Here is an 11,982-nt window from a genome sequence, read left to right on the forward strand (position 1 = left end):
GAGGTTAGTTTAGATAGGAACCATTACTAGTTATTTTGTTTTGGGTTATCCCGGACATCCCGCTCGGTGGTCGGTATAATCTTCTGCTGTTGTGCAGGGGTAAGTAAGCTGCGAAGCTTTCTGTTCTTATCTCTAATGAGCAATTGTATTTTTGCATGCCTGCCCGTTTCACTAAGGCTTGAATCTGCAATCACCAGGGATACGCCTTTCTTATAACTGCCCTGTATTGCAAGTACCTGTTCTGCTTTTGCTGAATCTATAAGTAAATTTTTGCTATAGTAAATCCGCTGTTCTTTTGATCTATTAATCTCGTTCTTCTCCTGAGCGGATAACTTTTGATTCAAGGCCGTTAAAAAGAACAATAACATTGTTAGGCAAATAGAAATTTTCATATCGAAGTATTAAAATTGTTTATAATGATAATCTAGACTTTTAGTTATATTTCCATTCTGATCTTTTGTATTCATCAGACGTTGAAATTCATCGTATTCAAAATATGTTGTCAAGCCCTTGGCATCTGTAGTGCTCAAAATGCCCACAAGTGGTTTATATACATAGCTCGAAATTTTGCTATTTGGCAGCGCATTGCGAAGTGTTGAAACCAAACCATCAATTGTTGCTTTATCTGGAGAAGAATTTAGTACCTGTGTGACAGTTGAGGTACCGCCCAACGCAACTTGCATAGCTGAATATGTCGCATTCTGTACTTCTAAAACTGGGTATCCACCATTGTACCCGTAAACGTATGCGGTGTTGATTCCACCCGGTTTACTTAAACTAATTAAGTTACCTTTTGCATCATATTCATTATAGCTGATCATTGGCTCCAATGGGCGTCCATATAACTGACTTTGAATTTGGGAGGGCTTTATCATAGTATTACTATTGAAAAAATCATACGAACTTTTTACTGTCGATCTGACCACCCCATCATAACTGACTTTCTCTTCGACTACCGGAGCGATATTATATTTCGTTGTCATAGACAAGTACGGCTCTACAGAAAAATCATAAGGATATAGATATTGAGTTGACTTAACATGGTTACTACTTGATACTCTTGTTTCCTTGGTCTTTTGTCTGTAAATAGGGTTATTGTATTCATAGGCAATATGAGTTATTACGCCTCGGTTATTTTCTGTTACACTATCTAATTTCGAATAAGTTGAAAAATTTTTATATTCATAGTAAAAGTAATACCCATCCTGAACAACAGTAAGAACCTTTATAGCTGGAATTGTATCCGTAACAAGAAATGAATAATGATAGTCTGAACTTTGTATCACATTGGAGCTCGCGTCATATATTTTTTTACTTAATAGGCTACCTCTTTTCCATGTTTCCTGTGGAAAAGGCCCCAGAGGCCAAAAGTCTCCAAGTCCGATTTGCCCCCAATAACCGAAATTATTTATAGTCTTCACTTCATGGGTGAGCGTTTCATTCGAGCCGCTTTCATTTTGATATTGGTAGGTGGTTACCCCGATTCCGTCTTCAATCTCATAGACAGTACCATAACCTACCGTAGGTCCTTCAAACAATCCAAAATCTTCCCTTCCAACCGGAGTGAGTTCTACGGCTGTTTTATAAGTATGGTAATATGGGCTTCCAATACCACTGATCAACAGACCTGGAAACATACTTATTGAACCTAGATCAGGACTATAATGTGTATATGTTAAAAACGGTGGAATATTGTGTCCTGAACTACCGTTCAAATATTCATATCTTTTCTTGCGTAATAAATTATTATTCTGATCAAGATATTTTATCATATCAATTTTTAATCCCCAATATGGCAGACCGGTCGCCGGAAAAGCCTGTTGCGAGAAATAAAATTCAGTTTTACCCCCAGTTGGATATTGAATAGATTTGAGTGTACCCATTTTTAGGTAATTAAAATCAATTTCTCTGTTGGCTCCAGGTATGTATACTACATCATATGGATAAGCAGGATCTACAGCGCCCGGCGATCCAACAGTCCCAACATCTACAATCATGGGGTTAAGTGCATCATGATAAGTTGGAATAAGCGTTTGATTAGTGTCTATTCCATTGTAAAAGCCACCCATATCCTGACCAAGTGATAATCTGCTTGGAAGAGAATCAGTGTTGTAAACACTACGACCGAAATATTCAAAGCGATGTTTAATTTCTGCTCCATTTTCACCTAACTCGCTTAACCCATCAAGATACAATCTATAGTTGACAGCGTAGTCGTAATTTGTAAGAGGATATCCATATCCTACCGTTGAATAAGGCTTTATTGTTTTGATGTTATTTGATACAAATTTGAAAGCCTTTACTTCTTCTTTCTTTGAATTATAAACAAACATTTTATCGAGCGCCGTATGTGTGCCGCTGACAACCTCATCGTATATAAGATTTTTAAATGTGAAACTGATAGAATCGTGTTCAGATGTGTAGATTTTACTAATAACCGGCCCTGTATTGTCATTATGCCACATTACTCCAGGAGTATTAAATATTTGATGCGGAACAGGGGATTGACCAAAAAAATAATAGAATTTTGAATTTTTCGGTGGCACAACAAAATCATTCCCGCTGTTGTTGTACTCAAAATTTATAGTGTGCGTATTATTAAAGTCCTCAATTTTAGTTAAAAACCATTCAGTTGTATCAATCGCACCCGCGCTTGCTGCTCCATGTCGAAAATAATATCGGGTACCATTTTTGGTAGTTACAATAAAGCCTTGAATAGCTTGATTTACGACAATAATGGGTTCTATCTTTATATCTGCAGCTTTTTTTAGGAGCACTTTATCGCCCTTTAAGTAAAAAGATCCCGAATATCCTGCAAAATTATAGTAAAAGATATCGGGCTCGATACTTGGGTAAGGTGTCGCCGCCAAATTGGAGATTGTAATATAATCAGCAACCGTAGTTGACGAGGCAATTGGCAATCCATTATTAACATTGGTACCAACGCCATCAGAACTACCGCGGATTGATCTTGAGATCACGCCACCAGAGTTAATTACCCAGCCCACACCTAAACAGGTAGACGGATCTTCGACTTTGACGCCGGATGTATAGTAAGAAATTGACAATGGCACTGATATATCTCCCGATTTTAGTGTATACAGTGGAATGTCGATTTCGGGTTTACCGCTATAATAACTAACAGGAACATCAGCATATTTTGAAAGTGCAGCTGCCTCGGGGCCCGGCGGCATTACTGAGGCAGTTCCAAATTGTGCATGTACGCGAAAAACAAAAGAGCTGAAAATCAGCAACAGTGTTGAGAGGTTTTTTAGCATATTTCCTATTTTTAGAATAATGGATTGGTATAATTTTGCCAAAAGTTAGTTGACGATAGTTACTACTACATCATACTATCCATTGGTATTTATAAAATCTTCATTTTAAAGATAGGCTACTGTTAAAAAATTATTAAATCTTTTTGACGAACGATCGGAATCAAGTGACGAACTGAGCTTCTGGAGTGATGACTTTTTTTGGCGACTAATATTTTAAAAAGTACTGCTCATCTGGAACATGGGCAGGTACATTGCGATCAGGATTACCCCAACCACCAGGCCTAGAAAGATAATGATCAAAGGCTCCAGCAGTCCGCTGATCGCATTGGTCTTATATTCCACTTCCTCGGTATACTGCTGGGACAGCTGCTCAAAGAAGTGCTCCAGCTTGTTCACCTCTTCCGCTATACGGATCATCTGGATAAACTTTACCGGATAAAAATCATATTTGGACAATGCTGTTGACAGACTGCTGCCCAACAGGATATCCCCCTGGGCCAGCCTGAGCGACTGTTCCACCGGATAAAAAGTAATCATCTGCCGCACCAGTTCCAGTGCCTGAAGCAATGGGGTATTGGTCTCGGTCAGCAGCCTCATCGTATTGGCAAACTGTGCCAGGTAGATCTTCTTGGTAATCTCACCCACCACCGGGATCCGCAGCAGCGTCAGCGCACTATACTTCTTGAACCAAGGCATTTTCCGGTTCACCAGGACCAGTACCACCATCAGTACAATGATGCCGAGCATCAGGTAGATATAACGGTCGAACCAGTCTGAAAAACTAACAATCAACGAGGTCAGATAAGGCAGTTTTCCACCAAAACGTTTAAAAACATCGGCAAACATCGGTACCACAAACTTGATCATAAAAAATACCGCGGCAAACGAAGTCACCAGGACCAGCAGCGGATAGGTGATTGCCCCTATGATCTTCCTGCGCTGGCTGATCTTGGCCCTGTAGTATTTCGCCAGTTCACCCAGCACCTCAGCCAGCCTTCCGGTTTCCTCCCCGATCCTGATACTGTAAAACTCATAGGCACTGAATTTCTTTTCTCCCTGCATCGTTTCGGAAAGGGATTTTCCGCTGATCACCTGCTGCAGCACCGAAGCAAAAAGCGCCATATCCTTTTTATTGGTATAGGATCCCGCAGTAAGCTCCAAAGCCGATCGGAGATCAATTCCCGAACGGATCAGCGTGCCCAGCTCATTGTAAAAACCTTCTTTTTTTCGGTCACTGAGCTGGCCATCACCAAAGGAAATATCCTTGCCCAGCAGCTCCAATAGCCCATTACCCCCAGGCTTTGCCTTTGGTCTGTTCTTTTTTCCGTACGCCGATATATCTATTGATGCCATAGCTGATTATCTGAATAAATCCTGGGCACTGTAAAACTTTTTAAATACCATGGGCACTTTTCCTCCTTTTTCCAGGCCGAGCACAAAGCCCACCTGGTCAACCGTATCTCCTTCAACAGCCTCCCGGCCTTCAAAACGAAAACCTACTTCTGTCGGCGCAAACACAAAACTGTCTGTTCTCAAGCCTTCCACCTCCCGGCTGATTACCCCGCCACCGAAACGGTAGCGGACCAGGATACTGTCCTGACGCACTTCAAAACCATCAGCAGTCCTTAGCAAAACCCTGCCCTGATCAATGTCCCTGCCCATCGCCCGCTGCAGGCCAAGCACGAGCTGTACACTATTGTTCTTTTTTTCAAAGGCACTAAAATAATTCCCGATCAGCCCATAGGCCATATAACAGATGCTGATACAGAGCCCTGCCAGCAGCATGGACACTGCGATTTCCATCAGTGTATAGGCCTCAATCTTCCCCTTTTCCATTATCACCGCTTAATAAACATTTTAGACTGCCCAAGGACCTTCCCCGCTCGCTCGCCCTGATCTCCAGCCGCGACATGCCCTGGATATCACTTTCACTGCAGATCAGTTCATAATCCACACTGTCAATCTTCAGCATCCGATCCTCCTTTAAACCTTCTTCCCTGAACTGTTTGATGAGCACCTCCATCTGTGCCTGCACCTGTATTTTTTTTAGGGAAATCCCACCGCTCAGCACATTGCTGAACACACCAATAGCCACCGAGAATACCGCCATGATCACCACCATGGCAATAAGCACTTCGACGAGTGTCGAAGCTTCTATTTTCTTCGCCTTTAGTTTAACCATTTCAATATCCCTTTCTGTTGTACCTTTGCCTCAAATAATGGCGAAGAAAGATAATGCCTGTCCCTTGCCCTGCGGTTCAGCGTGACATCCACCAAAAAATTCTCATATAGTGTTGTCGGCGTCTGCATGATAAAGCGGTTACAGGAAGTCTTGCCTTCCACGCTCACCCCTTTACCCAGCTTCACCAGGCCCGTTGAATAAACCTCTCCCTTTACCTCCGTCCGCTCTGAAAGACTGATCATGGTCTGCAGCGCCGATCTTTTTGGCTCATAGCTAAACACCATTCCAGCGATACTTACATCTTTCCCCACCAAAATCCTGGCCTGGTCGACCATTTTTTCCTTAGCTACCAGTCCCAGCACCGAAGGATAATGCAGCACTACTTTGTCACCAACGACAATGGAATCCCTTGCAAATAGCTGGCAGTTGCCCTCAAATCCTTCCTCCACGGTAATGCTATGCGCATAAACGATAACATTGTTCAGCTTTGCAGTCCTGGAAATAAATACCGAAGTATCCGAATGCAGCACAAGCTGTCCCGAGAGCTCCCCGGTAACCTGTCCGGCCTGGGGAACCGAAAAGACCTTTCTAGGTCCAAAAAAGGAAACCTCCATATTTTGCCCAGTTAACACCTCCATTGTTGAAAGATCTCTGTTCAGTTCCTTTTCCAGCGCCTTTATCATATCGCCCGATAAGGGAGAAAGTGTACGACCACTTTCCAGTATTTTCCCGTAAACGAGCCTGTCCCCTGAATAGGGCCTGTTCTCCACATAAGATTTGCGCATCCCCGATTTCGGAACTTCTGCATCTCCAGTAACCCGTGTATCGCCACTGACCGACAACGGCCGGTCCTCATCGCTCAGGTAAAGTGCAAGGGTATCCATCCGCGTATCCATGCCGATCAAAAAACTTTTCTTTATCGTATCGGTAGAGACGAATGCCCTGATGACCGGACATTCAAAAATCCCCCACAAGCCGCTGTTGATGCTCACGCTGTCCGTGCCTTCTCCCAAAAGATCCATCCTTATGCTGTCCATCCCCAAAGACCCCCGATGCTTTAACACATAAGCAACCGAGGAATCCATGTTCCTCTCCAGCCTGGCCCGTCTCAGCTCCCTGAGGTAACTTTCCCTGTAATAGGCCGCGATCATGATCAGCGAAGCGCAGATGACCGCGATCAGAAAAGCGGAGATCACCGCAAAATACAGTGCGCCGGCCTTTAACATGGGCCTGGGAATTTATGGCGCTTAGCAACAACACCTAGGTTCCACCAATCGCCATCCAATGTCAAACCGCTGAAACAATCTTCAAAGGAATCATTAGTTTTTTGGTCTCTCCTTGCCCTTTGTTCCATCTGTACGTTTTTTATCCTTCCTGAATATTTTTTTCACCCAAGCCTTTATCTTTGAAGGTTTTTCCGGGCTGATCTTTCCGTTTTTATACCTGGTCACCAGCACGCTGTCAGCCGAAACGCGCCTTTCCAGTTTCCCGTTGATCAGTCCTTTACGGTATTTCCCTTTTACCAATAGCCCACCTGATGCATCATAACGTTCGAAACGTCCGCTGAGCTTTCCGTTGGAATAGTTCGCCACCGAATCCGGCAGTCCCTTTTCATTCCAGCTTTTCCACTCTCCGCTTTTCAGGCCCATGTCAAAATACCCTTGTGTTTTTAATGCCTTGTTCTCATAGAATTCCGAGTAAGGTCCATCCAGGAGCTTACCACTATAGCCCCCTTGGGTCCAGTTGATCCGGTTCCCGCTGAACCAGGCATATTTCACGTCCATCCCGATAGCCTGAGGGCTTTTATCTGGCGACTGCAGACGAAAAACCGCCTTATAGCCCTCGAAACTGATGGTATGGGTATAGCTATCCGCATCAAAATAATTCCGCATGCGCTGCGCCCTGGCCACGAAGGTGCACATCGGAAGCAGCAATAAAGTTATATATAAAAATCTCATCTAATAATCGATAAATACCGGCTTGCGCCCTGGTACTCCACTTTGATGGAGTCACCTATACGTTTGACAAATTTCAGTCCTTCCCCACGCTCCCCCTCACTAAGCATCACTTCACGGCCCTTGACATTGATAATCGCCACGTGCCTGCGCTGCACACTGTTGTAGAGCTGGCCGCTGTAAACAATCCCCGACCAGTCCGTTTTAGGCTTTAAAGGTACCACCTGGGGCTGGGAAATTAATGAACTCTTTTCAGGAAGCGTTTCCGGCGGTGTTTCCGCATAAGTTTCCGAAAAGGGATCGTTATAGGAAAGATCAAGCCGTACCGTATCGCCTGCATGGTCGACCAGGTTAAAATACCCCCCCTTAAGGGTTTTGGCTACCGGCAGCTCAGGTGCTTCGGATGCCAGGCCGGAAAACACACGGTAAAAGATCACGCCCCATACCACCGCTACGCAGCAGATCAAAAGGTAGGTCATTTTCTTATCTTTCATCAGCCTTTATTGAATGGTAAAAGTCCGCAGTTCGCTGTATGCCCCAACATTGCCCGCCTTATCAAACGCCCTCAGCCTCCAGGCCACCACCTCGCCAGGATCCCCCGCATCAAAACTGAACTCGGTTGCGGTCAGGATTTTTGGATAACTGGAATTGTAGGGCGTGTCCCCATCGCTTTTGTATACCCATAGCTCATACTTGTCCGCATCCGAAACCTTGTTCCAGACCAGTCTGACCGGCCTTGAAACCAACTGCCTGTTCAGGGGCGTACTCAGCACCGGACGCTCGGGCCCGGTGGCATCATAAGTGAGCGTTCTTATCGTGCTCCATTTTGAGTTCTGCGTGGCATTTTCTGCCCTTACCCTAAACTGGTAATTGCCCTCCGCGCTCAGGGTCTGCAGAAAAACCAGGTTTTCGGTCGTGATGTTCAGGTCCATGTTCTTTTCGTCAAGAAAGTTGTTCCGGTCCACCTGTAAGCGGTAAGTTGTGGCCCCAAAAAGTTTCAGCCATTCATACCGCACCTGCGGCTTCGATACCGAAAGGCCGTTTGAAGGCAGGCTCAGCTGCAGCACCTGATCACTCAACGAAGAAGGATAGATCACCAGCGACCTTTGCGTATAAGCGCTTGCACTGCTACCGTTCTCTCCCCTCACCCGCCACTCATAGCTTCCTGGATCAAGGGTATAGACAAATTTATCCTTGTTGATCAGCGTATCCAGCAAAACCTTGCTCACACTGTCAAAACGCGGCGAAACCACCTGAAGCCGATAATAAAGCGCATCGGCCATCGGGTTCCACCAAAAAGTCTGCTGATAGCTGTTGGTCTCCAGCCGATTGGCAGGGGCAAGCAGATCAATCTCCCGTGATCCGATCGATGGTTCAATAAATTCACTACAGGCGGCCAATAGCGGCAGCAGCAATATCAAAAATTTTTTATTCTTCATTCTCTTCAGCCCCGTATAAAAATCTCAACCGATGCCTGCATTTCCACAATCAGCATCCCAAACCCCAATAGCCACATCGCCAGTTTGGAATAGGAAAGTACCTGCACCGCTGTCTTCTGTTTTCTAATCATCTTATGTGCTTTTTTTTCAAAAAAAGCCTTCCGGTAAGTATTGCCTATCGGAAGTCTTTCCGTTTCGTTCCCGTTCATGATCAGGATATTCCCCTCGATCGAGGTGATCTTTTCCTCATTGATAATGAAAGACTTATGTATCCTGCTAAAAGAGGCCCCACATAAACTGTCCTCCATTTCCTTCATTGAATTGTGGCAGGAAAAACGCTGTCCCCCTTCCATATGCAGAATCACATAGTTCTGCAGTGCTTCGATATAGATCAGCTGATCGCATCTGATCAGTACCTCCTTAAAGCCCTTGGAATCTGCCTTTATAAAAAACGAATCGATAGCCTGCGGCCTGTTTTTGACATAGACGGAACTTGCCAAATGGGAAAGATGGTCGAACTTGTTGATGCTTTTCACAAAGCGGTTAAAAGCTATAGGCTTGATCAGGTAATCGAAGGCAAAATGCTCAAAGGCCGCAAAAGCCTGTTCGGTCCCCGAAGACACCAGTACGACCGAAGAAAACTGCCTGATGCGTTCCAGCCAGGCGTCCTGTTCACCATTAAGTGCCGAATCAATAAAAACAATATCGGGCCGGAGCGAATACACCGCATCAAAACTTTCGGGCCGCTGCACCGAATAGCCCTTCAGGACCGTAAGCGGATAATCAAGGATATAGGTACAGAGCGACTCTACGGTGGAAAGTTCACCGATCACGTAACAGCTTATCATGAGCGTAATTTTAATTTGTTTCTAAGGTCAAAACGGAGGATCCATTGCCGGTAGCTGATTTCAGCCACCTAAATTCCGTACCTGACAACAAATAAAAAGGGATTGTTCCCGGTGCCACAAAAGGCTGCCGGAACCGAGAGCGTTTGAAATAGATAAATGCATGATCAGTAGAAATTTATGCAGACAATATCCCAATAAAAAAATATATTCCAAAAAAATAACTACAAAAAAAAGAAATCGGCGAATCCATCACAGCAAACGCCAAAACACACATTCAACCCAAACAACACCGCATTAAAACCGAACATAAAATCAAAAAACTGTAATAAAAATAAGACTTCAAAAACAGCTAAAATTCTCAAGATCGACATTTGCTGATATGAAGTGTCAAAAACACAATTACAAACCCGCTGACTTTCTATTGATATACCAATTATAATATGCCATGATTGTTTTACTTCAACTCCGCGAGGCAGTGGTTTTTCACGGAATATCAGATCGTACCAGTTAAGACATTACAAATAAAATGTCAGGCATATTTTGGTTATCTTCCTACCCCAGCCATTTTGAGTCTGAGCACCAGTTTTTCTTTCCCCTCATCCTGCGAAGAAACCTTTTCCTTGCCAAGATTCGCAGCCGCGATCCTGCCGATCCCCTTTGCTTTCGAAAGGGTATCCAGCAACCTCACCAGGTTCTTATACCCGCCCGAAAAAGTAAAACGATCAAAAATCACCGTACTGTCCACAGCCGCAGTATCCGAAAATGCCGTAACTGTTTCCGGAGAAAAACCGATAGCGGTCCCCGTCGTGATCGCCATCCCCGAAACCGACTGCCAGAGCCTGCTTTCGCGGTCTTCCGAACGTACCTGATAGCCCTTCAGCACAGCCAGATAGAAACCGTGTTCCCGCTCCAGCTGCGCCACCGCTAATGGCGGTTCTGTACCACCCGCGCCAACCGCTTTCAGCTGGGTATTAAGCACCGCTGCCGAAATGGCCTTTTTAAAGGAAAGCACATAGGCCAGGTAAAGCACCAGCAGCATCAACAGCCCTAAAGCCAGTTTTTTCGTCTTTAAACTTAATTTCTCCAACATATCAATATCCGATCAAAAGATTAAAGAAATAACGATCAGCGCCCATCTCCTGCTGGTAGCGCAACAGCCTGACACTGCGCACCCATTTTTTTTCCTTTAGCATAAATATCCAGTTGTTCACTGCGCTCAGGTCGGCAGTTTCTCCCGATATCTTTATCGTATTTTCCGCCGGTTCCACAGAACCCGTTTTCTTTTCCTCCCCGAACTGCACCTGCGTCAGGTTCAGCAGCCTGGGCCTGGAGCTTCCGACCTCGTTCAGCAGAAAAGCATAACTGTATCCACCGTTCCATCCCATTTTCTTCAACAAGGCCTTCTGCTGGGCAATCTCTTTTTTCAGTACATCGCCCTGATCGGCTGTAGCCGTCAAATGACCCGCCTTTTCGTTCAAAACTGCATTCTCCGCATTATAATGACTCAGCATAAAAAAGCTGATGAGCAGCAGGCCCAGAAGCACAAAAACAAATACTGAAGCCATTTTTTTAAGGCCGGAATCTTCCAAAAAGGTGCTAAAAACAAGATCAACCCTCTCGTTGTCGGCTTTGACCATTTCAACCCGGTCATGCAGAAAAAGCTGGAAGGCCAGCGCATAAGGCAATATGCACCTGGAAGCTACTTTATTTTTCCCCAGCGCCACCTTACTTTCTCCTGCCTGCACCGCTGTATGACCGTAACCCGAAAAGCTTCCATCCTCGGCCACCGAAAAAACATGTCCATCAGCCGAAAATCCCCCATCCGTTTCCCCAAGCAGGTCCCATATCCCCACAACGGGCAGCCCGCCCAGGCTCAGGGCATACACCTTAAGTCCTGCCGCCTTCAGTTTACCCAATAGGTCATCAGCCAGGGATTTCCGGACAATACTGATCCAGGCCTGCTTTTCCTGCAGTAATTCCTGCAGATAAAATTCTTTCTGCTCCACCGATGGAAAAGCTGCTTTAAAAAAACCGGACTGTCCGTTCCCCTTAGCCTCAAGCTGTTTGTGGATGATCCCCTTTCCGCTCAGTGCCAATGCAACCGGATATTTCCTTGGAAGGGATTCCAGCACCTTTACCAAAGATCCTTCAACCTGTTTATGTTCCAGGATCTCCAGGGCATTTCCCTTCCTGTACACCACAGCATAGCTGCAGCGGTACTGCCCCTCCTGGAGCAGCACGATCTCAATCCCGAGCAAATGGTCAAAAGGCGCAAACATG

General features: G+C 45.1%; 12 protein-coding genes. All 12 read right to left on the minus strand.

Annotated elements, in window-relative coordinates; all coding sequences use genetic code 11:
- Nucleotides 1-26 precede the first annotated feature (26 nt).
- Nucleotides 27-392, minus strand: coding sequence for a hypothetical protein (locus AC1DNH_RS05360; protein WP_477585070.1), 366 nt, complete (start codon nucleotides 390-392; stop codon nucleotides 27-29).
- Nucleotides 393-401: 9 nt separating this feature from the next.
- A complete protein-coding gene (locus AC1DNH_RS05365) occupies nucleotides 402-3,278 on the minus strand; it encodes an RHS repeat domain-containing protein (RefSeq protein WP_477625242.1) in 2,877 nt (958 codons plus the stop codon).
- Nucleotides 3,279-3,491: 213 nt separating this feature from the next.
- Complete coding sequence (locus AC1DNH_RS05370; RefSeq protein WP_477584901.1) at nucleotides 3,492-4,631, minus strand: type II secretion system F family protein; 1,140 nt, start codon at nucleotides 4,629-4,631, stop codon at nucleotides 3,492-3,494.
- A 6-nt stretch (nucleotides 4,632-4,637) separates the two neighbouring features.
- On the minus strand, nucleotides 4,638-5,114 hold the full coding sequence (locus AC1DNH_RS05375) for a hypothetical protein (protein WP_477584900.1): 477 nt from the start codon (nucleotides 5,112-5,114) through the stop codon (nucleotides 4,638-4,640).
- Entirely contained in the window at nucleotides 5,095-5,460 is a 366-nt protein-coding gene (locus AC1DNH_RS05380) for a type II secretion system protein (protein ID WP_477607722.1), read from the minus strand. The genes AC1DNH_RS05375 and AC1DNH_RS05380 overlap by 20 nt, the downstream gene beginning before the upstream one ends.
- Nucleotides 5,448-6,686 carry a hypothetical protein gene (locus tag AC1DNH_RS05385; RefSeq protein ID WP_477584955.1) on the minus strand — a complete coding sequence of 413 codons (1,239 nt, stop codon included), beginning with the start codon at nucleotides 6,684-6,686 and terminating at the stop codon, nucleotides 5,448-5,450. Before AC1DNH_RS05385 ends, AC1DNH_RS05380 begins: the two co-directional genes overlap by 13 nt.
- A 93-nt stretch (nucleotides 6,687-6,779) precedes the next feature.
- Entirely contained in the window at nucleotides 6,780-7,418 is a 639-nt protein-coding gene (locus tag AC1DNH_RS05390; protein ID WP_477607720.1) for a toxin-antitoxin system YwqK family antitoxin, read from the minus strand.
- Entirely contained in the window at nucleotides 7,415-7,909 is a 495-nt protein-coding gene (locus tag AC1DNH_RS05395) for a hypothetical protein (RefSeq protein ID WP_477607718.1), read from the minus strand. Before AC1DNH_RS05395 ends, AC1DNH_RS05390 begins: the two co-directional genes overlap by 4 nt.
- A gap of 6 nt (nucleotides 7,910-7,915) precedes the next feature.
- Nucleotides 7,916-8,854: a hypothetical protein gene (locus AC1DNH_RS05400; RefSeq protein ID WP_477607716.1), complete on the minus strand. Its 939-nt coding sequence runs from the start codon at nucleotides 8,852-8,854 to the stop codon at nucleotides 7,916-7,918.
- 5 nt (nucleotides 8,855-8,859) lie between these two features.
- Complete coding sequence (locus AC1DNH_RS05405) at nucleotides 8,860-9,702, minus strand: LytR/AlgR family response regulator transcription factor (protein ID WP_477584959.1); 843 nt, start codon at nucleotides 9,700-9,702, stop codon at nucleotides 8,860-8,862.
- Nucleotides 9,703-10,246: 544 nt separating this feature from the next.
- Nucleotides 10,247-10,792: a hypothetical protein gene (locus tag AC1DNH_RS05410; protein WP_477607712.1), complete on the minus strand. Its 546-nt coding sequence runs from the start codon at nucleotides 10,790-10,792 to the stop codon at nucleotides 10,247-10,249.
- A 1-nt stretch (nucleotide 10,793) separates the two neighbouring features.
- Nucleotides 10,794-11,981 (minus strand): hypothetical protein, encoded by a 1,188-nt coding sequence (locus tag AC1DNH_RS05415; RefSeq protein WP_477625243.1) that lies wholly within the window; start codon nucleotides 11,979-11,981, stop codon nucleotides 10,794-10,796.
- Nucleotide 11,982: the final 1 nt, after the last annotated feature.

It is taken from the genome of Pedobacter sp. 01N310 (assembly GCF_056399805.1).